Below are 19,564 nucleotides of genomic sequence, written 5' to 3'. Positions count from 1 at the left end.
CGTGCGCCGCCCTGCAAAACTAGCAACTCCGGAGGGGCATCGCCGACCAGACGGTCACCGGGCGCCGTCGTCGGTGAAGTGCGGCACCTCTTCCATGAGGGTGTGACCGCGGCGCTTCGCGTCGACGTTGGCCTTGATGACGCTCGCGACCGTCGCGACGGCCATCGCGGCGATGATCACGCCGAGTGACATCCAGGTCGAGATCTCGGGAGCCCACTCGATGGGCTCGCCGCCGTTGATGAACGGCAGCTCGTTGACGTGCATCGCGTGCAGCACGAGCTTCACGCCGATGAACGCGAGGATGAACGCGATGCCGTACTTGAGGTACTCGAGGCGCTCGAGCAGGCCGCCCAGCAGGAAGTACAGCTGACGCAGGCCCATGAGCGCGAAGACGTTGGCCGTGAAGACGATGAACGGGCTCTGCGTGATGCCGAAGATCGCCGGGATCGAATCGAGTGCGAAGAGCAGGTCGGTCGTGCCGATCGCGATGAAGACGAAGAGGATCGGCGTGAACATGCGGTGGCCGCCCACCGTCGTGCGGATCTTGATGCCGTCGAAATCGTCGGAGATCTTCACGCGCCTGCGGAGCACCCGCACGAGCATGTTGTCCTTGTCGTCGTCGTGCTCGACGAAGGCCTGCTGATAGGCCGTGTAGACCAGCCACGCGCCGAAGAGGTAGAAGATCCAGCTGAAGTTCTCGATGAGCTGCGCACCCAGCAGGATGAAGATGCCGCGGAAGATGAGCGCGAGGATGATGCCCACCATGAGCACCTCCTGCTGGAGCTTCTTGGGCACCGCGAAGCGCGCCATGATGATGACGAACACGAACAGGTTGTCGATCGAGAGGCTGTACTCGGTCAGCCATCCGGCGATGAACTGCCCCGCGTGCTCCGCATCGCCCAGCAGGTACATGAGCAGCGCGAAGATGAGCGCCAGCCCCACGTAGAAGACGACCCAGAGCGTCGACTCGCGGAACGACGGCACGTGCGGTCGCTTGACGACCAACAGCAGGTCGGCGACCAGGATGAGCGTGAGGACCACGAGGGATCCGACTTCGAACCAGACGGGAAGCTGCAGCACGTGCGGCCTTTCGGACGTTTTTGGATAGGGATGAGCCCGAAAGTCTCTCCCCTTCGCACCCGAGGTGCGCTGCCACGCCCGGAGCGGCATCTGCGGCGCTCGTACTGACGGATCGTGGCTCGGAACGCCTGCACGCCCCGCGGGATACTCCCCTTCGCTCCCGGGAGTCTATCGGCTGGGATCCATAGACTCGATCACCCGAACCCGAGAAGGAGACCAGTGAGCGCCCGAACGACGCCCGCACGCCCCCCCAGCCCCGACCCGAGCAATCCCATCTCGCCGCATCGCACCGCGCCCTGGGGGCGCGCGGTCGGCGGACTCATCTTCACGAGCCGGTGGCTGCAGGCCCCGCTCTACCTCGGCCTCATCGTGGCGCAGGGCGTGTACGTCGCCCTGTTCATGAAGGAGCTCTGGCACCTCATCACCGAGTTCGGCCACCTCGACGAGGCCGACGTGATGCTGATCGTGCTCGGCCTGATCGACGTCGTCATGATCGCCAACCTGCTGATCATGGTCATCATCGGCGGCTACGAGACCTTCGTGTCGAAGATCAACCTCAACGGACACCCCGACCAGCCGGAGTGGCTCAGCCATGTCAACGCGAACGTGCTGAAGGTCAAGCTCGCGATGGCGATCATCGGCATCTCGTCGATCCACCTGCTGAAGTCGTTCATCGAGATCGGCAACGTCGGCGGCGACGGGTACAAGGGCGGCCTCACGACCGACGGCGTGATGTGGCAGGTCATCATCCACTGCGTGTTCATCCTCTCGGCGCTCGCGCTCGCGGCGATCGATCGCATGTCGTATCACAAGGTCTCGCCGCACGAGGTGCACGACGGCGTCGCCGTCACGGTTCCGGATGCCGCGCCGACCGCTTCGGCGGACGGACGCGAACTCGTGGGAGCAGCGCCGGCCCGCCTCGGCTGAGCGGCGCTGCGCCTGAACTCGCGCCCTGCCGCACCCTGGAACGCCCCCGCTTCGGCGGGGGCATTCCTCGTCTGTGGGCCATCGACAACGACCAGGGCTCGGTCTGCACATCGCCTTGGATGTTCGCACAGGAAATGGTGAGCACTCGTCGGGGAATCCTCCACCGCTGCTAGCTTCGAGCGACTCTCAGGGGCGTCGAGCCGCCGGAAACCGACAACGTGGTTGGGCCGGCACGATGCCCCGGACGCGTCGGGCACCCTATTCCGAGCCCGCCGCGCCCGACGCCCCGCACCGGTGTCGGTGAGCCGCCCAGCACACACCCTCCCGGGCGCCTTCAGCGCGCCCGCACTCGATGGAGCCTCAATGACGAGAATCGACGCACCTCCCCACCATCACGGCACCGGCCTGAAGATCGCCGCGATCGCGCTCACGGTCGCCCTCATCGCAGCCGTGGTGTTCTTCTTCCTCACGACCTCGAAACTCGCCGACGGCGCGGGAAGGCTCGCAGACGGAGCCGGCAGCGCCGGTGACGGGTCGAGCACGATCGCCGACGGTGCCGACGCACTAGCCGACGGTGCGGCCACCGCGCGCGACGGCTCGAGCGAGCTGTCCACCGGAGCGGTCAAGCTCGAGGCCGGCGCAGCCAGCGCCGCAGCCGGAGCCGCACGCCTCACGGCGGGCGCAGACCGCGCCGCGGCGGGCACCGTCAAGATCGCCGACGGACTCGGCCGCAGCGTCGACGGCACGACCGAGCTCTCGACGGGCGCCAACTCCGCCGCCGACGGAGCGGTGCAGCTCTCCGACGGCATCACGCTCGCCGCGGACGGCGCGACGCAGGTCGCCGACGGCGCAGCGAAGGCGGCGGACGGTGCCGCTCGCCTCGGCGCCGGCGCCGGAGACCTCGACGCCGGCGCGAAGCAGTTGGCAGCAGGCGGGACCTTCCTCGCGGGCAACGCGGCGGGCCTCGCGAAGGGTGCGGCATCCGTGAACGAGAACGCGAAACTGCTCGCAGCCGGCGGCGGTTCGCTCGTGGCCGGAACGACCGAGTTCGGCAAGGGCCTGAGCCCGCTCGAGGCGGGCGGCGACGCACTCGTCGCCGGCGCGGGTCAGGCGAAGGCGGGCGCCGTCAGCGTCGCGGCCGGAGCGGCGGACGTCGCGGCCGGGCTCGCCGGCCTCGAGCAGGCACTGGCAGGAAGCGGCCTGCCCGCCGAGGTGCTGGCGCAAGTCAGCGCCCTTCGCGCCGGCGCGGACGGAGTCTCGGCCGGGGCGCAGGGCCTCAAGGCCGGCACCGAGTCGGTCGCGAACGGCGCATCCGGCGTTCGCGCGGGCATCGCCTCGGTCCGTGCGGGAAGCGACCAGCTCACTGCCGGTGCGACCGGCCTGAAGACCAAGCTCGACGAATTCGTCGCGGTGGGCACCGAACCCCTGGCGACCGGCGCAGGCCAGCTTTCGGGCGGCGCCGCGATGCTCGCGGGCAAGACGGGCGAGCTCGCGAGCGGCGCATCGAAGCTGCACGCGAAGTCGGGCGAGCTCGCGGCGGGCACCGCCCGCGTCGAGGCCGGTTCGGCACGCGTGCAGGCGGGCACGGCCACGCTCGACCAGAAGGTCGACGGGCTGGTCGCAGGCAACGAGAAGATCGCGGCCGGCCTCGAACGCTCGCTCGACGGCACGCTCGAGCTCAAGGCCGGGGCCGACGAGCTGGTGACGGGCACCTCAACGCTGTCGACCGGAGCCGCCGGACTCGCGACCGGCGCGAAGACGCTCGCCGAAGGGGCCACCACGCTGGCGGACGGCACGACGGCGCTCGCCGACGGAACCGCACAGCTCGCCACCGGAGCCGAGACGCTCGCCGCGGGCACCGCGAAGCTGGCCGACGGCAACGGCGAACTCGCCGCCGGGAGCCAGACCCTCGCGTCAGGCGCATCGGGGGTGTCCCCCACCGCACTCGTGCCGTGGCTGCTCATCGTGCTCGGCGTGATCGCGGCGATCCTCGCGTTCTGGGTCGCGCACCGCGTGCGCCACGCTCGCCGGGAGTTCGCGACGGCCTGATCCGCTTCCCTGCACGACGGCGGTCGGGGAAAGTCCCCGGCCGCCTCGTCGTGTCGCGCGACGAACCGACGACGGCGCGGGAACGACGAAGGCCCCGCCGGAGCGGGGCCTTCGTCGTGTTGTCAGGATGTCGGATGCGTGACCCCAGCGGGATTTGAACCCGCGCTGCCGCCGTGAGAGGGCGGTGTCCTAGGCCGCTAAACGATGGGGCCGAGTCTGACAACAGTGCAAACGGAATGCCCCCGCCGAAGCGGAGGCATTCCGGTGTTGCCAGCAAGTTCACGTAACCGTGACCCCAGCGGGATTTGAACCCGCGCTGCCGCCGTGAGAGGGCGGTGTCCTAGGCCGCTAAACGATGGGGCCGAACTGACAACTTGAAGAGTATGACACACGTTCGGGGCGCGCTCCAAATCGAGCCGCCCGCGGCATCCGACCGACGCATCCAACCTCAGGCGAACACCCGGAGCGCCCCCGGGACGATCTCGATCTCGATCGGCAGGGCGCCGACGCGCTCGCCGTCGGCGTACGCCGCGACGTCTCGCGCGTCGAGCGCGACCCGCTGCGCGGAGACGAACTCCACGGCGGGATGATCCGTGTGCTCGCCGCGGAACACCTTCGGGAACACCGCGATCAGGCGGGCGCGGGACAACGGGTGCACGATGAAGACGTCGAGCCTTCCGTCGGTCAGGTCGGCGTGCGGCACGACCTTCATGCCGCCCCCGATCGACGATCCGTTCGCGACCGAGACGAGCATCGCCCGCTGCTCGCGGCGCACTCCGTCGATCGTCATCGTGTAGGTGCGAGGTCGAAAGGTCGCGAGCTCGCGTACCAGGGCGATCGTGTAGCGGCTCGGCCCGCGCGGCCGCGTCATGCGGTTCGCCCGTTCGTTCACGAGGGCGTCGAATCCGGCCGAGACCACGCCCGCGAACCACACCGGCGCCGAGTCGCTCCGACGGATGACGCCCGCGTCGATCGTGCGCGGCTCGCGCTCGAGCGCGCCGAGCAGGGCGTCGACGCCCGCTGCCGGGTCCTCGAATGGAAGACCCAGTCCGCGCGCCAGGTCGTTGCCGGTTCCCGCAGCGACGACCCCGAACGGCACCCCCGTGCCCGCGACGATGTTGACCGCGAGCGACACCATGCCGTCGCCGCCGACGACCACGAGCGCGTCCGTGCCGCGTTGGAAGGCGTGCTCGGTCTCACGGCGCAGGAGCTCGAAGTTCGCCTCCTGCAGGAGCACCACGTCGTGCCCCGCCCCGACGAGGGCGGCGACGGTCGCGGGCCCGACCTCGCGGTGGCGGCCGAACGAGGCCGACGGATTCACCGCGACGATCACGCGCTTCGGGCTTCGGGTCATGCAGAGATTCTGGCAGTCGCACGGGCTTGCATCCGACGCACCTCGCGGTGTTTGCTCGGAGCATGCGCCTGACGAAGCTCGAACATGCCGCACTCGTCATCGAAGACTCGGGCGACCGGCTCTTCATCGATCCCGGCAACTACACGACGCCGATCACGGATGCCACGGGCGCCCTCGCCGTCGTCATCACCCACGAGCACGCAGACCATTGGAGCCCGGACCAGCTCCGTCGCATCATCGAGGCGAGCCCCGAGGTGCGGTTGTTCGGGCCCGCCGGCGTCGCCGCCGCGGCATCCGCATTCCCGGTCGAGGTCGTCGCGCCGGGCGACGAGGTCGAGGTCGGCCCGTTCCACCTCCGGTTCTTCGGCGGCCGTCACGCCGAGATCCACTCCTCGATCGACATCATCGACAACATCGGGGTGATCGTGAACGAGTCGTTCGCCTACGCGGGAGACTCGTTCGTCGTGCCGGAGGGTCTCGACGTCGAGGTGCTCGCCGCCCCCGCGGGCGCACCCTGGATGAAGATCTCCGAGTCGATGGAATACATTCGCGCCGTCGCGCCCAAGCGGGCGTTCGCCACGCACGAGATGGTGCTCTCCCAGGTCGGCAAGGACCTCTCGCACGCTCGCCTCGCGTGGGCCGTCGAGCAGGCGGGCGGCGAGTACGCGCGACTCGAACCGGGCGACACCCTCGACTTCTGAGCTGCCCGGCCCGTGAGCTGCCCGGTTCTCGAGCCGGTCGGCTCTCGAGCTCACCGATGCGGAGCGGAGCGGCTCGGGCCGCCGGACAGGGTCACCGGCCCCTGCCGCCTCCGCGTCCCTCGTCGTCGCGCGGCTCGAGCGTGCGGTCGCCGACGCCGCCCTGGGTCTGGGTCTGCGGCGAAGGAGCGGGAGCCGGGGCGGGAGCCGGCGGCGGCGTCGGGGTCGGCTCGACGTACTTGGGCACGTCGTCGAACGGCGTCGGTGACGTGAACGGCGCCACCGGACCGGGGCCGTCCATGCGGAACGCGCCGCCGCCGTACTTCGCCGACGCTGCGGACATCACGATCGGCCACATGCGATGTCGCGCCGTCGCGGCTGATCCCGAGTCGAACGAGATGCCGCGCTGGTTCGCGTCGCCGTTCACGCTCACGACCGCCACAGCCGTCGCGACCTCGGTGCTCGCACCGACCATCCACGTGTCCTTCGCGCCGTCGGTCGTTCCCGTCTTGCCGATGAGCGGAACCCAGGGCGACGTCGCATTGCTCGACTGCTGACCCGTGCCGCTCGACATGACGCGCGACATCGCGTAGTGCATCGCACCGGCGACCTCGGGTGTCACGGCGGCCGCGCAGGTCGACTTCGGAGGCGTGATGTCCTCGCCGTCGGCACCGACGATCCGGTCGATCGCGACCGGGGTGCAGGCGACCCCGTCGTTCGCGATGCCGGCGAATGCGACTGCCATGCTGAGCGGCGCGACCTCGTTGATGCCCAGCACTGCGGAGGGGAAATGCACGAGTGGATTGCCGTCGGCGCGATGCACGCCGAACGCCTCGGCTTTGCTCGCGATGCCGCACTGGTCGATGAGCTTCGCCATGCCGAGGAAGCCGGTGTTGATCGACCCGATGGTCGACTCGAGCGCGCTGTAGTTGCCGCCCGGCTCGTTCGCGTCGTTCCGCGGGTTCCACCCGGGGTCGGCGTACTGCGTGCCGAGGCAGCTGTCGTTGAAGGCCCCCCAGTTGCTCTTGCGACTCGAGTTGACCCGCTCGGTGAGGGCGTGCCCCTCGGCGAGCCACTCGGCGAGGGTGAACACCTTGTACGAGGATCCGGGCTGGAAGCCGCTCGATCCGCCGTAGTCGTAGTCGGTGTTGTAGTTGATGCCGGTGAAGTTCGGATTGCCGTTCACCACGGCGGGATCCTGGCTGTACTGCTTGTTCTGCGCCATCGCGAGCACGCGCCCCGTGCCGACCTCGACGCTCGAGATCACGCCGCCAAGGTCCCAGCCGGGATAGGTCGACGGCACGTTCTCGGCGATGGCGCGCTCGGCCGCCGCCTGCAGGTCGAGATCGAGCGAGGTGTAGACCTGGTATCCGCCACGGCGGAAGTTCAGCATCCGCGTCTCGTCGTCGTCGCCGAACGTCGGGTCGTTCTGCAGGATGTGCTTGACGTAGTCGCAGAAGTAGGCGGACCCTCCGGCCGTCTGGCAGCCGGTGCTCGGCTCGGTGATCTTCGGTTCGACCGGGGTCGCGATCGCCTCGTCGTACTGCGCCTGCGTGATCTTCTTCTCGTGCAGCATCTGTCGCAGGAGGTAGTCGCGCCGATCGCGATTGGCCGCGTAGCCGTTCGCGGCGCCGTTCGTCTCGCTGTCGGGCTTGTCGAGTTGGAACTTGACGGGGTTGTTCACGATCGCCACGAGCGAGGCGGCCTGCGGCAGCGTGAGATTCGCCGCGGAGGTGGAGAAGTAGTAGTTGGCTGCGGCCTCGATGCCGTAGACCGTGCCGCCGAAACCGGCGATGTTGAGGTAGCCGAGCAGGATGTCGTTCTTGGAGTACCGCTTCTCGACGCCGATCGCGAGCCGCATCTCCTTCAGCTTGCGGTCGATGCTCGTCTCGGTCGCGCTGTCGTAGCAGCTGAGCCGCTCCTCCTCGATGAGCGCGAAGCGCTCGTCGCCGGTCAGCGCGGCGACCTCGTCTTCGGCCATGTCCTCGAACGCCGTGACGTCGGCCTCGCGCTCGCACTGCTGCACGCGCACGTTTTTGACGTACTGCTGGGCGATCGACGACCCGCCCTGCGTGTCGCGGCCCGCCGCGGTCGTGAGCGCAGCACGGATCGTGCCTTGAAGGTCGACGCCGCCGTGGTCGTAGAACCTGGGATCCTCGCCCGCGATCGTCGCGTCCTTCACGAACGGGCTGATCTGATCCCATTCGACCTCGACGCGGTTCTGGTCGTAGAACGAGGCGAGGAGCAGCGGGGATCCGTCTGGCCGGGTCGCGTAGATGTTGCTCTTCTGCGAGAGCTCGCCGATCTGGAGATAGCCGGGCAGCCGTTCGAACGTATCGATGGTGCCCGAAGCGGCCATGCCGACCGTCGCCAGGGCCGGCGTGACGCCCACCACGATCAGGGCCGCCGCCGCCGTGCTCGCCACGACGATGCCGACGAGGCCTCCGAGCACGCCCAATGGCGTTCGCGTCTCCGCGAAATCGCGATTGCGCTTGTTGCGTTCGGTCACTGCACCCCCAAGAGCGGACTCGCTCGTTCGGTAGGGGCGAACGACCGCGGTCCACTCAATCGAACCTCAGGATGCCCCGCATGTCCAGCACCCGGGCCGTCGGGCGCGCCGCGCCTCGCGGGTCGATGCGCAGACGGCCGGCGTCACGCCGTGGCGGTCCGGATCCGAACCTCGCGCTCCATGCGCGCCTCATGCCGCTGCCGGCCCTTGACCGCCTCGAGTTCGCGATTCTTCGGAGGCGCATTGGTGACGAGCCCGTCGAGCAGACGCCTCGTGGCCAGCGCGATCTCGTCGATCGCGCGATCGAACGCCTCCGAGTTCGCGCGCGACGGATGGGTCGAGCCGCTGACCTTGCGCACGAACTGGAGCGCGGCCTCGCGCACCTCGTCGTCGGTCGTCGGCGGCTCGAAGTTGTGGAGGACCCTGATGTTCCGGCACATGCTGCGAGGCTACGCCGGGGAGGCCTCGGCCGCGAGATCGCCGGCGTGGCCGGCCGCGCTCATACGGCCTTCGAGAAGCTGTCTCGAAAACACGAAAACCCCCGCCTGAGCGGGGGTTCTTCACTGCTGGGGTACCTGGACTCGAACCAAGAACAAAGGTACCAGAAACCTCCGTGTTGCCAATTACACCATACCCCAATGGCTTCGAAACCTGCGTTCCGCGCCGAGATACGACTTTAGCGCATGGATCGGCCGCCGCCAAACTGAGCGGATCTCAGCGGACTGGGAGGCCGCTGTGAGCCAGCCCGACGCCATCCGCCACCCCGCCAACGCGGGGCAGCGCGACCGCGCGCTCCGCTGCCACTGTGGCCGCATGCCCGATTCGAACGATCTGCTCGCCGTGCTCATCGACGCCGACAACGTCTCCCCTGCCCGCATCGAGGCGGTGCTCACCGAGGTCGCCCGCTTCGGCACGGCCTCGGTCAAGCGCATCTACGGCGACTGGACGAAACCGAACCTGCGCGGATGGAAGGATGCCGCGAGCGCGCACGTCATCCAGCCGATCCAGCAGTTCGACAACACGACGGGCAAGAACGCGACCGACAGTGCGCTCATCATCGACGCCATGGACCTGCTCTACACCGGTCGGTTCCGAGGCTTCTGCATCGTGTCCTCGGACAGCGACTTCACGCGGCTCGCCGCCCGCATCCGCGAGCAGGGCATCACGGTCTACGGGTTCGGCGAGCGCAAGACGCCCGAGTCGTTCCGCAACGCCTGCGACCGCTTCACCTACCTCGAGGTGATCGATGCGCCGAAGGAGACGGATGCCGCGGAGCCGACCACGCAACCTATCGCAAAGGCGGACCAGCAGCGGCTCCGCACCGACGGCGGCCTGGTCGTCGCGCTCCGCGCGGCCGTGAACACGGCCGCGGACGAGAGCGGTTGGGCGAACCTCTCCCCGGTGGGATCGCTCCTCCGCAAGCAGCGGCCGGACTTCGACTCCCGCAACTGGGGCTATGCCAAGCTCTCCGACCTCATGCGGGCGACGGGGCTCTTCGACGTCAACGTGCAGGCGACCGGTACGGTGGTCGTCGCTCCGAAGTCGAAGGCCGTCACACGGGACCCCGCGGCGACGAGGATCGCCTGACCACCCCGGAGACGACGGATGCCGCGGGCATCGGCCCGCGGCATCCGTTCACCGCATTCGACGAGGACGCTCAGCCGAGCTTCGCCGCAAGCCCGTCGAGCCGCGCGAGCGAGTCGATCTTGCCGAGGATCTGCATGGACTCGAACAGCGGCGGCGAGACGCGCCGGCCGGAGACGGCGGTGCGCACGGGGCCGAAGGCCACGCGGGGCTTCAGTCCGAGACGGTCGATGAGGGCGCCGCGCAGCGCCTCCTCGATCTGGTCGTGGGTCCACGAGTCGGCCGGCAGGCGGTCGAGCGCCTCGCGCGAGGCGGCGAGCACGGCGGCGGCGTCGGCGGGCAGCCCCTTGAACGCGTCGTCGTCGTACGTCAGCCCGGCGGCATCCGTGAAGAGGAAGCCCAGCATGCCGGGCGCCTCGCCGAGCAGGGCGATGCGCTCCTGCACGAGCGGTGCGGCCTCGGCGAGGATCGCGGCCTGGGCGGGCGTCAGCGGCGCGGTGACCACGCCCGCGGCCTCGAGGTAGGGCACGACGCGTGCGGCGAAGTCGGCGGGCTCGAGCAGGCGGATGTGGTCGCCGTTGATCGACTCGGCCTTCTTCTGGTCGAAGCGTGCCGGATTCGGGTTCACATTCTCGACGTCGAAGGCCGCGATGAACTCGTCGCGGCTGAAGACGTCGCGGTCGGCCGAGAAGCCCCAGCCGAGGAGCGCGAGGTAGTTGACGAGGCCCTCGGGGATGAACCCGCGGTCGCGGTGGTGGAACAGGTTCGACTCGGGGTCGCGCTTGGAGAGCTTCTTGTTGCCGTCGCCCATGACGTAGGGCAGGTGGCCGAAGCGAGGCACGAAGGTGGTCACGCCGATGTCGATGAGCGCGTGGTACAGCGCGATCTGGCGCGGCGTCGAGCTCAGGATGTCCTCACCGCGGAGCACGTGCGTGATGCCCATGAGCGCGTCGTCGACCGGGTTCACGAGCGTGTACAGCGGTGCGCCGTTCGGTCGCACGAGCACGAAATCGATCGTCGAGCCCACCGGGAAGTCGATGCGGCCGCGCACGAGGTCGTCGAAGCCGAGGTCGGCCTCGGGCACGCGCAGGCGCAGGGCCGGCTCGCGACCCTCGGCGCGGAAGGCGGCCTTCTGCTCGTCGGTGAGGTCGCGGTCGTAGTTGTCGTAGCCGAGCTGCTTGGGCCGGCCGTTCGCGAGGTTGCGCGCGTCGATCTCTTCGGCCGTCGAGAACGACTCGTAGAGGTGGCCGGCGTCCTTCAGGCGGGCGATGACGTCCTGGTAGATGTCGCTTCGCTGCGACTGGCGGTACGGCTCGTTCGGGCCGCCCTTGTGGATGCCCTCGTCCCAGTCGAGGCCGAGCCAGGTGAGCGCGTCGATGATCTGCTCGAAGCTCTCTTCGCTGTCGCGCGCGGCGTCGGTGTCCTCGATGCGGAACACGAAGGTGCCGCCCGTGTGACGTGCGTACGCCCAGTTGAACAGCGCGGTGCGGACGAGGCCGACGTGCGGCGTGCCGGTGGGCGACGGGCAGAAGCGCACGCGGACGTCGCTGCCGGTGGCCGTGGTCGTGGGGTGGGTTGTCTCAGACATCCCCTCAATCGTACCGAGGGGCGGCGCGTGCCGAGGGGCGGCACGATCCGAGGGGCGGATGTCGGGCGCCTGCGGCGGCACGGTCTGGGCTCAGTGCTCGGCCGCGAGTTCCTCGAGCACCGCGACGGCCGCGGCCACGGCGGGCACCCGAGCCCCGCCGCGTGCGGTCACGAGGTGCAGCGAGCGCACGTCTCCCCCGGCGGTGGGTCGCACGACCACGCCGGCCCGCCGAGGCGAGGCCGCGAGCGCGAGCTCGGGCAGCAGCGCGACGCCGAGCCCCTGCGCGACCATGCTCTCGACCGCCACGAAGTTGTCGGTCTCGAAGCCGATGCGCGGGCGGAATCCGGCGCCGTCGGTGAGCTGGAGCAGGTGTCCGCGGCAGCTGGGGCAGCCGGCGATCCAGGAGTCCTGGGCGAGATCGGCGAGATCGACCGCCTCCGAGGCCGCCGCCCGGTGCCCGTCGGGCAGCACGACGCGCATGGGCTCGGCGCCGATCGAGCGCACGTCGAGCCCGCGCGCGCGTTCGGTGTGCGGGTCGTCGCGGTCGCCCGGGTAGCTGAAGGTGATGGCGAGGTCGGCGCGATCGGCCCGCACGGCGGCGACCGCCTCGGGCGGCTCGGCCTCGACGTAGGTGACGGTGACCCCCGGATGCCGTGCCGCGAGGCCGGCGATGAGCTTCGGCACGAGCGTGGCCGATGCCGATGGGAACGCCGCGAGACGGACGCGTCCTGCGCGGAGGCCCCGGATCTCGGCGAGCTCGCCCGCCGCGGCCTCGAGCGAGGTCGCGACGGCATTGGCATGCCTGGCGAGCACGCGACCCGACTGGGTGAGCCGCACCCCGCGACCCGCCCGCTCGACGAGGGCGATGCCGGTACGACGCTCGAAGCGGCGCAGGTGCTGGCTCACCGCGGGCTGGCTGTAGCCGAGCGACTCCGCCGCGGCGGTGAGCGATCCGTGCTCGGCGATGCGACGCACGACCCGCACGGTCTGCAGGTCGAGCGATTCGGCGAGGGCTTCGATCGAGGCATCCGACATGCCTGAATCATAACCGCAGCGCATGTGTTCGATCACATACCTGCCGTTGTGCAATGGAACGCCTCGGCGGAGGCTGGAGGCATGCACCAGGAACGATCCCGATACGTCGGCGGCCGCGGCTACCTCGCCGCCTGCACCCTCGGCCTGCCGGCCGACGTCACTCGAGACGCCGTGCGACGGGACCTCGACGCCTGGGCCGCAGGCACCGCGACCGCCGCGGACTACTCGGCGAGCCTCGAACGCTCGCGCGCCCACGCCGCGACCCTGCTCGGCGCGACGCCCCGACAGGTCGCCACGGGATCGCAGGTCTCGGTCTTCACGGGCCTCGTCGCGGCATCCGCGCCGCGCGGCGCCGAGGTGCTCTGCGTCGACGGCGACTTCTCGTCGGTCGTCGCCCCGTTCCTCGCCCACGGCGGCCTCCGCGTGCGGCACGTGCCCCTCGATGCGCTCGCCGACGCCGTCACGGCCGACACCGCCTTCGTCTCCTACTCGCTCGTGCAGTCGGCCACGGGCGAGATCGCGGATGCCGCGGCCGTCGCAGAGGCCGCACGATCCGTCGGTGCGTTCACGATCGTCGACACGACGCAGGCGACCGGGTGGATGCCCACCGACGACCTCGATGCCGACCTGCTCGTCTGCCACGCGTACAAGTGGCTGAGCTCGCCGCGCGGCGCCGCGTTCGCCGCGTTCTCGGACCGGGCGATCGAGGAGATCACGCCGTTCACCGCCGGCTGGTACTCGGGCGAGGACCCCTGGACCTCCTGCTACGGCCCCGACCTCCACGTCGCGCCCGACGCCACGCGCTTCGACGTCTCCCCCGCGTGGAACGCGTGGGCCGGCGCCGAGGCCGCGCTCGGACTCACCGCGTCGCTCGACCTGCACGAGGTGCGGCGGCACGACCTCGCCCTTGCGAACTCGTTCCGCGCGGGCCTCGGGCTCGAAGCCTCCGACAGCGCGATCGTCTCGTGGAGCGACCCCGACGGCTGCGACCTCGGAGCCTTGACGGCCGCGGGCCTCACGGCGTCGGGCCGCGCCGGCCGCGCGCGTGCGGCGTTCCACGTCTGGAACGACGAGGAGGACGTCGCGCTCGCGCTCGGCGCCCTGAGCCCGCACGCGGCGTTCGCGATCTGACGGTGCCGGATGCCGCGGGGCCGCCCCGGGGCATCCGCTCGCCACGTCGGCGACGAGCCCGCGCCCGACGTGGAGGCCGGGTCAGGCCCTGCGCACCGGGTTCGACAGCGTGCCGAGGCCGGAGACCGTGACCTCGACCGTGTCGCCGTCGACGATCGGGCCGACGCCGGCCGGCGTGCCCGTGAGGATCACGTCGCCGGGAAGCAGGGTGAACACGCTCGACGCGTAGGCGATGATCGCCGGGATCGAGTGCACCATGTCGGACAGCGGCGCGTGCTGGAGGCGCTCGCCGCCCACGCTCGTGTCGATGGTGCCGTGCTCGAGGTCGAGGTCGGTGTCGATGACGGGGCCGAGCGGGCAGAACGTGTCGAAGCCCTTCGCACGCGACCACTGTCCGTCGCGTCGCTGCAGGTCGCGCGCGGTGACGTCGTTGGCGATCGTGTAGCCGAAGACCACGCCGAGCGCGTCGGCCTCGGCGACGTTCTTCGCGATGCGGCCGATGACGACCGCGACCTCGCCCTCGAACTCGACGCGCTCGCTCTGCGGCGGCAGCACGATCGCGTCCGACGGGCCGATGACCGAGGTGTTGGGCTTCAGGAACAGCAGCGGCTCGGCGGGCACCTCGTTGCCGAACTCGGCGGCGTGGTCGGCGTAGTTGCGGCCCACGGCCACCACCTTCGACCGCGGGATCACCGGTGCGAGCAGCTTCGCGTCGGCGAGCGCGACCCGCTGGCCTGTCGGCTCGTAGCCCGCGAACATCGGGTCGGCCTTCAGCACGACGAGCTCGTGCTCCTCTTCGTCGACGACACCGAACGAGATGGACTCACCATGCGAGAAGCGTGCGATCTTCATGCCTGCAAGCCTACGGCGCGTCGGGGATCAGGCGCTTGCCGAGGCTCGTGACGTCGTCGACGCCGTAGCCGAGGCTGCGGTAGAAGGCGATGACTCCGGCATTGCTCGATCGCACCTGCAGGTTGAGCTTGGGGCATCCGCGCTCGGCGAGCAGCCGCTCGGCCTCGTGCATGAGCGCGCGCCCGAGGCCGGTGCCGCGGAACGGCTCGTCGACCGCGAGGTAGTTCACCCAGCCGCGATGTCCGTCGTAGCCGATCATCGCGGTCGCGACCGGCACGCCGTCGGACTCCCCCACGAGGAAGAGCTCGGGCTGCACGCCGAGCTTGCGCTCGATGTCGAGGTAGGGGTCGTTCCAGGGCACGACGAGTCCCGCGTCTCGCCAGAGCGCGACGACCGGCTCGGTGTCCGCGACGGCGAACGGCCGGATCCGCCAGGATCCGGCCGTCGCGTCGTGCGAAGCGATTCCGCTCACGCGATCACGCGTCGAGGCGCAGCATCCAGCCGTGTCGGTCTTCGCGACGGCCGTACTGGATGTCGGTGAGCTCTTCACGGAGCGAGAGTGCCAGGTCGGACGCCTCGGCGTGCGTGTGCACGATCTCGAAGTCGTCGGCGAGCAGGCGCCCGATCGGCACCACGACCGCCGCCGTTCCGCAGGCGAACGCGCCCACGATGTCGCCGGACTCGACGCCCGCCCGCCACTCGTCGATCGAGAGCGCGCGGCGCTCGACCGTGTGGCCGCGGTCGGCCGCGAGCTGCAGGATCGAGTCGCGCGTGATGCCCTCGAGGATCGAGGCGGACTCGGGGGTCACGAGCGTGCCGTCGCGCTTGACGATGACGACGTTCATGCCGCCGAGCTCTTCGAGGTTTCCTGCGTCGTCGAGGAACGCGACCTGCTGGCAGCCCTTCTCGTAGGCCTCGGCCTGCGGGAGCAGGCTCGACGCGTAGTTGCCGCCGGTCTTGGCGGCACCCGTGCCGCCCTTGCCGGCCCGGGCGTACTTCGTCGAGAGCCAGATGTTCACGGGCGCGACCCCGCCGGGGAAGTACGCGGCGGCCGGGCTCGCGATGAGGTAGTAGGCGACCTTCTTCGCGGGGCGCACGCCGAGGAACGCCTCTTTCGCGAACATGAACGGCCGCAGGTACAGGCTCGTCTCGGGGGCGCCCGGAACCCACTCCGCGTCGACCTCGATGAGCTTCTTCAGCGACTCGATGAAGATCTCGCTCGGCAGCTCGGGCAGCGCGAGACGCTGAGCCGAGCGCTGCATGCGCGCCGCGTTCTCGTAGGGACGGAAGGTGCGGATCGACCCGTCGGCGTGGCGGTAGGCCTTCATGCCCTCGAAGATCTCCTGCGCGTAGTGCAGCACCGCGGCGGCGGGGTCGAGCGAGATCGGGCCGTAGGGCGTCACGCGCGGGCGGTGCCAGCCGCCCTTCTCGGACCAGCAGACGTCGACCATGTGGTCGGTGAAGTGATTGCCGAAGCCCGGGTCGGCGAGGATCTCGGCGCGCGCCTCGGGCGTCTTCGCCTGCTCGTTGCGCACGGTCTGCCAGATGAGTCCGGCTGCGGAGGGAGCCTGGAGCGGAAGGTTGATCGTCATGATGGGGTCCTTCGATCGTTGGTTCAGTCGAGTGAGCCGATGCGGGCGGCGATCGCGTCGCCGACCTCGGAGGTCGAACGTCTCGCGTCGCCGCGCTCGGCGATGTCGGCGGAGACCGCCCGCTCGACCTCGACCGCGGCATCCGGCTCGCCGAGGTGGCGGAGCAGGAGTGCGACGGAGAGGATCGCGGCGGTGGGGTCTGCGATGCCCTTCCCGGCGATGTCGGGTGCGGAACCGTGAACCGGCTCGAACATGCTGGGGAATCGGCCGTCGGGGTTGATGTTGCCCGAGGCTGCGAGCCCGATGCCGCCGCTGATCGCGCCGGCCAGATCGGTGAGGATGTCGCCGAAGAGGTTGTCTGTGACGATGACGTCGAATCTAGCAGGGTCCGTGACGAGGAAGATCGTCGCGGCGTCGACATGCAGGTAGTCGACGGCGACGTCGGGGTACTCGACCGCGACGGCGTCGACCGTGCGCTTCCAGAGCGAGCCCGCGAAGACGAGCACGTTCGTCTTGTGCACGAGCGTGACCTTCTTGCGGGGGCGGGCGGATGCCGCGGCGAACGCGTAGCGCACGACCCGCTCGACGCCGTAGGCGGTGTTCACCGACACCTCGTTCGCGACCTCGGCCGGAGTGCCGACGCGGATCGCGCCGCCGTTGCCGACGTACGGCCCCTCGGTGCCCTCGCGGACGACCACGAAGTCGACCTCGCCCGGGTTCGAGAGCGGGCTCACGACGCCCTGGTGCAGCACCGTCGGGCGGAGGTTCACGTAGTGGTCGAGCTCGAAGCGCAGCTTCAGCAGGAGGCCGCGCTCGATGTTCGCGCCGACGAGGCGCGGGTCGCCCGGGGTGCCGCCGACGGCGCCCAGGAGGATCGCGTCGTGCTGCTTGATGGCATCGAGGTCGTCGTCGGTCAGCACGTCGCCGGTCTCGAGGTAGCGCGCGGCTCCCAGGGAGTACGGCGTCTGCTCGATGACGAGACCAGTGCCCTGTACGGCCGCGTCGAGCGCCTTCAGCGCCTCTGCGACCACCTCGGGACCGATGCCGTCACCGGGGATGACCGCGAGTTTGACCGTACCTACCATGGAGTTCCCTTCGTGCGCCAGCCCTCACAGCGTAACGGCTGGCGGGGCTAGCCTGAGCCCGCAGCCGGTGATCCGGCCGCACAACGGCGCGTGCACCCGGCCCGCCCGAGAAGGGAGTCCCCACCATGAGTATCGGACTCGGCATCGTCCTCTTCGTGATCGGCGCGATCCTCGCGTTCGCACTGAACATCGGCGTCGACTGGATCGACCTCCAGCTCGTCGGTTACATCCTGATGGCCGCAGGCGCGGTCGTCGTGATCCTCGGCCTCGTGCTGATGGCACGGCGCCGTCGCACGATCTCGACGTCGCAGACGAGCGTCGACCCGGCATCCGGCACGCAGGTGCGGCGCGACGAGACCAGCGCGCCCGACTCGACCGCGTACTGAGACACGCAGGAGGGCCCGTGCCGCGGTGCGGCACGGGCCCTCCTCGATGTCGGCGCTCGCACGGCGCCGAGCACCGTGTTCGTCAGTGCTCGCGCGACTCGACCGGGTTGCGCAGGGTCACCGCCGCGATCACGGCAGCGCCGAGCATGAGCGCGACTCCGATGAGCGAGGTGAGCACGACTCCCCCGTCGAATGCGGCGGCCGCGGAGGCGAGCAGTTCGTCGGCGACGCCGGCCGGCAGCTGCCCGGCGACGGCCGACGTGCCCGCGAGCGTCTCGCGGGCGGCATCCGCCTGTGCGGACGTGAGCGACGCCGGAAGCACGAGCGCGGACCGGTAGTGCGCGGCGAGGATGCTGCCCAGCACCGCGGTGCCGAGCACCGCGCCGAGTTCGTACGCGGTCTCGGAGACGGCGGACGCCGCGCCGGCCTTCGCCGGCGGCGCACTCGACAGGATGAGCTCGTTCGAGACGGTCTCGGCTGCGCCGATTCCGACCCCGAGCATGACGAACGCGAGCACGATCGGGGCGATCGACGCGGCATCCGTCAGGAGGGCGATGACGAGGTATCCGCCGGCCGACAGCACGAGCGCGACCGGCACGAGCACGCGGGGGCGCACGCGACGGGCGACGGGCACGACCGCCAGGCCCGCGATGATCATCGCGACGAGGCCAGGCAGCAGGGCGAGTCCGGCGTTCACGGGGCTGAGTCCGGCGATGAGCTGCAGGTGCTGCGACACGAAGTACAGGAACCCGACGAGCGCGATCACGCTGAAGAGGTTCACGAGTACGGCACCGCCGAACGAGCCCTTCGCGAACAGGCGGACGTCGAGCATCGGGTTCTCGCTGCGCAACTGGCGACGCACGAACCAGATCGCGCAGAACGCGCCGAAGAGGATCGACTGGATGCCGATGCCGCCGAGCCCGTCGGTCGCGATCGACTTGATGCCGAACACGATCGGCACCATGGCCGCGAGCGAGAGCACGATGCTGGTCACGTCGATGCGACCCGGGTTCGGGTCGCGGCTCTCGGGGATGAGCAGCGGCACCAGGATCATGAGCGGCACCAGCACGGGCACCGCGAGCAGGAACACCGAGCCCCACGCGAAGTGCTCGAGCAGCACGCCGCCGACGATCGGACCGAAGGCGCTGCCGGCCGCGAAGCCGGTCGCCCAGATCGCGATCGCGAGACGGCGCTGCTCTCGGTCGGTGAACACGGTGCGCAGCAGTGACAGCGTCGACGGCATGAGCATCGCGCCGAAGAACCCGAGCAGGGCGCGTGCGGCGATGAGCGCCTCGGCGGTCGGGGCGAACGCCGCGCCCACCGACACGAGGGCGAAGCCGACCGAGCCGATGAGCAGCATGCGGCGACGCCCGAACCGGTCGCCGGCGCTGCCCATGGCCACGAGCAGGCCCGCGAGCACGAGCGGGTAGGCATCGATGATCCAGAGCTGCTGGGCGGCCGTCGGCGCGAGCGCCAGGGAGATCTCGGGCAGCGCGAAGCTCAACACCGTGTTGTCGATGGAGACGAGCAGCACGGGCAGCATGAGCACCGCGAGGGCGAACCAGGCCCGGCGCGGGGCGCGCGACGAGGGCGCGACGGACGCCACGGGTTCGGGCGCCGCCGGGCGGCGGGACCCGGTCGCGTCGGGGCGGGTGTTCGTGGTGGGCGTGGTGTTCTCGGTCATGCGTTCGCTC

17 protein-coding genes and 3 tRNA genes are annotated in these 19,564 nt (G+C 70.2%); 6 read left to right on the top strand and 14 right to left on the bottom strand.

Going from position 1 to position 19,564, the window contains the following annotated elements; genetic code table 11:
* Positions 1-54: 54 nt before the first annotated feature.
* A complete protein-coding gene (locus BM342_RS09320) occupies positions 55-1,077 on the bottom strand; it encodes a TerC family protein (RefSeq protein WP_255368769.1) in 1,023 nt (340 codons plus the stop codon).
* 222 nt (positions 1,078-1,299) lie between these two features.
* On the opposite strand from BM342_RS09320, the gene BM342_RS09315 reads away from it, so the two are divergent.
* Both BM342_RS09315 and BM342_RS19475 read left to right on the top strand, forming a co-directional pair.
* Complete coding sequence (locus tag BM342_RS09315; RefSeq protein ID WP_255368640.1) at positions 1,300-2,007, top strand: TIGR00645 family protein; 708 nt, start codon at positions 1,300-1,302, stop codon at positions 2,005-2,007.
* Positions 2,008-2,370: 363 nt separating this feature from the next.
* Positions 2,371-4,056, top strand: coding sequence for a YhgE/Pip domain-containing protein (locus BM342_RS19475; protein ID WP_143109804.1), 1,686 nt, complete (start codon positions 2,371-2,373; stop codon positions 4,054-4,056).
* Positions 4,057-4,195: 139 nt separating this feature from the next.
* Here the strand turns inward: BM342_RS19475 and BM342_RS09305 are convergent.
* The 3 genes from BM342_RS09305 to BM342_RS09295 form a co-directional block, all read right to left on the bottom strand.
* Positions 4,196-4,268: transfer RNA gene (locus tag BM342_RS09305), tRNA-Glu, on the bottom strand.
* A gap of 78 nt (positions 4,269-4,346) precedes the next feature.
* Positions 4,347-4,419: transfer RNA gene (locus BM342_RS09300), tRNA-Glu, on the bottom strand.
* Between the two features lie 85 nt (positions 4,420-4,504).
* A complete protein-coding gene (locus BM342_RS09295) occupies positions 4,505-5,410 on the bottom strand; it encodes a diacylglycerol/lipid kinase family protein (protein ID WP_092965088.1) in 906 nt (301 codons plus the stop codon).
* A gap of 62 nt (positions 5,411-5,472) precedes the next feature.
* Here BM342_RS09295 and BM342_RS09290 point away from each other — a divergent pair, with 62 nt between their 5' ends.
* On the top strand, positions 5,473-6,111 hold the full coding sequence (locus BM342_RS09290; RefSeq protein ID WP_092965087.1) for an MBL fold metallo-hydrolase: 639 nt from the start codon (positions 5,473-5,475) through the stop codon (positions 6,109-6,111).
* A 91-nt stretch (positions 6,112-6,202) separates the two neighbouring features.
* On the opposite strand, the gene BM342_RS09285 is transcribed toward BM342_RS09290, so the two are convergent.
* The 3 genes from BM342_RS09285 to BM342_RS09275 all read right to left on the bottom strand — a co-directional run bounded on the left by BM342_RS09285 (position 6,203) and on the right by BM342_RS09275 (position 9,255).
* On the bottom strand, positions 6,203-8,617 hold the full coding sequence (locus tag BM342_RS09285; protein ID WP_092965086.1) for a transglycosylase domain-containing protein: 2,415 nt from the start codon (positions 8,615-8,617) through the stop codon (positions 6,203-6,205).
* A 143-nt stretch (positions 8,618-8,760) separates the two neighbouring features.
* Entirely contained in the window at positions 8,761-9,057 is a 297-nt protein-coding gene (locus BM342_RS09280) for a DUF2277 domain-containing protein (protein WP_092965085.1), read from the bottom strand.
* Positions 9,058-9,183: 126 nt separating this feature from the next.
* Positions 9,184-9,255, bottom strand: a tRNA-Gln gene (locus BM342_RS09275).
* Positions 9,256-9,430: 175 nt separating this feature from the next.
* Here BM342_RS09275 and BM342_RS09270 point away from each other — a divergent pair.
* Positions 9,431-10,204, top strand: coding sequence for an NYN domain-containing protein (locus tag BM342_RS09270; protein WP_092965084.1), 774 nt, complete (start codon positions 9,431-9,433; stop codon positions 10,202-10,204).
* Between the two features lie 70 nt (positions 10,205-10,274).
* Here BM342_RS09270 and gltX read toward each other — a convergent pair whose 3' ends face one another.
* Together gltX and BM342_RS09260 are read right to left on the bottom strand one after the other, a co-directional pair.
* A complete protein-coding gene (gltX, locus tag BM342_RS09265; protein ID WP_092965083.1) occupies positions 10,275-11,789 on the bottom strand; it encodes a glutamate--tRNA ligase in 1,515 nt (504 codons plus the stop codon).
* Between the two features lie 90 nt (positions 11,790-11,879).
* On the bottom strand, positions 11,880-12,824 hold the full coding sequence (locus BM342_RS09260; RefSeq protein WP_255368638.1) for a LysR substrate-binding domain-containing protein: 945 nt from the start codon (positions 12,822-12,824) through the stop codon (positions 11,880-11,882).
* A gap of 81 nt (positions 12,825-12,905) precedes the next feature.
* Between BM342_RS09260 and BM342_RS09255 the strand changes: the two genes are divergently transcribed.
* Complete coding sequence (locus BM342_RS09255; protein ID WP_092965081.1) at positions 12,906-13,955, top strand: aminotransferase class V-fold PLP-dependent enzyme; 1,050 nt, start codon at positions 12,906-12,908, stop codon at positions 13,953-13,955.
* 81 nt (positions 13,956-14,036) lie between these two features.
* On the opposite strand, the gene BM342_RS09250 is transcribed toward BM342_RS09255, so the two are convergent.
* Genes BM342_RS09250 through BM342_RS09235 form a run of 4 tightly spaced genes read right to left on the bottom strand, consistent with a single transcriptional unit; the run spans position 14,037 to position 17,484 of the window.
* Positions 14,037-14,807, bottom strand: a complete 771-nt coding sequence (locus tag BM342_RS09250; RefSeq protein WP_092965080.1) for a fumarylacetoacetate hydrolase family protein — start codon at positions 14,805-14,807, stop codon at positions 14,037-14,039.
* A gap of 10 nt (positions 14,808-14,817) precedes the next feature.
* Complete coding sequence (locus tag BM342_RS09245; protein ID WP_369823125.1) at positions 14,818-15,279, bottom strand: GNAT family acetyltransferase; 462 nt, start codon at positions 15,277-15,279, stop codon at positions 14,818-14,820.
* Positions 15,280-15,283: 4 nt separating this feature from the next.
* Positions 15,284-16,399 carry a branched-chain amino acid aminotransferase gene (locus BM342_RS09240; protein WP_092965079.1) on the bottom strand — a complete coding sequence of 372 codons (1,116 nt, stop codon included), beginning with the start codon at positions 16,397-16,399 and terminating at the stop codon, positions 15,284-15,286.
* 23 nt (positions 16,400-16,422) lie between these two features.
* Positions 16,423-17,484, bottom strand: a complete 1,062-nt coding sequence (locus BM342_RS09235) for a 3-isopropylmalate dehydrogenase (protein WP_092965078.1) — start codon at positions 17,482-17,484, stop codon at positions 16,423-16,425.
* Between the two features lie 125 nt (positions 17,485-17,609).
* Here BM342_RS09235 and BM342_RS09230 point away from each other — a divergent pair, with 125 nt between their 5' ends.
* Positions 17,610-17,870 (top strand): DUF6458 family protein, encoded by a 261-nt coding sequence (locus tag BM342_RS09230; RefSeq protein ID WP_092965077.1) that lies wholly within the window; start codon positions 17,610-17,612, stop codon positions 17,868-17,870.
* An 82-nt stretch (positions 17,871-17,952) separates the two neighbouring features.
* On the opposite strand, the gene BM342_RS09225 is transcribed toward BM342_RS09230, so the two are convergent.
* A complete protein-coding gene (locus BM342_RS09225) occupies positions 17,953-19,554 on the bottom strand; it encodes an MFS transporter (protein WP_092965076.1) in 1,602 nt (533 codons plus the stop codon).
* Positions 19,555-19,564 lie beyond the last annotated feature (10 nt).

Source organism: Agromyces sp. CF514 (assembly GCF_900113185.1).
GTDB lineage: Bacteria > Actinomycetota > Actinomycetes > Actinomycetales > Microbacteriaceae > Agromyces.
This window is presented reverse-complemented; position numbering and strand designations above follow the sequence as displayed.

Bases quoted from the DNA above. Each gene is read 5' to 3' on its own strand.
- BM342_RS19475 (WP_143109804.1), top strand. From the start codon at position 2,371: ATGACGAGAATCGACGCACCTCCCCACCATCACGGCACCGGCCTGAAG.
- BM342_RS09295 (WP_092965088.1), bottom strand. From the start codon at position 5,410: ATGACCCGAAGCCCGAAGCGCGTGATCGTCGCGGTGAATCCGTCGGCC.
- BM342_RS09290 (WP_092965087.1), top strand. From the start codon at position 5,473: ATGCGCCTGACGAAGCTCGAACATGCCGCACTCGTCATCGAAGACTCG.
- BM342_RS09280 (WP_092965085.1), bottom strand. From the start codon at position 9,057: ATGTGCCGGAACATCAGGGTCCTCCACAACTTCGAGCCGCCGACGACC.
- BM342_RS09270 (WP_092965084.1), top strand. From the start codon at position 9,431: ATGCCCGATTCGAACGATCTGCTCGCCGTGCTCATCGACGCCGACAAC.
- gltX (WP_092965083.1), bottom strand. From the start codon at position 11,789: ATGTCTGAGACAACCCACCCCACGACCACGGCCACCGGCAGCGACGTC.
- BM342_RS09260 (WP_255368638.1), bottom strand. From the start codon at position 12,824: ATGTCGGATGCCTCGATCGAAGCCCTCGCCGAATCGCTCGACCTGCAG.
- BM342_RS09255 (WP_092965081.1), top strand. From the start codon at position 12,906: ATGCACCAGGAACGATCCCGATACGTCGGCGGCCGCGGCTACCTCGCC.
- BM342_RS09250 (WP_092965080.1), bottom strand. From the start codon at position 14,807: ATGAAGATCGCACGCTTCTCGCATGGTGAGTCCATCTCGTTCGGTGTC.
- BM342_RS09240 (WP_092965079.1), bottom strand. From the start codon at position 16,399: ATGACGATCAACCTTCCGCTCCAGGCTCCCTCCGCAGCCGGACTCATC.
- BM342_RS09235 (WP_092965078.1), bottom strand. From the start codon at position 17,484: ATGGTAGGTACGGTCAAACTCGCGGTCATCCCCGGTGACGGCATCGGT.
- BM342_RS09230 (WP_092965077.1), top strand. From the start codon at position 17,610: ATGAGTATCGGACTCGGCATCGTCCTCTTCGTGATCGGCGCGATCCTC.
- BM342_RS09225 (WP_092965076.1), bottom strand. From the start codon at position 19,554: ATGACCGAGAACACCACGCCCACCACGAACACCCGCCCCGACGCGACC.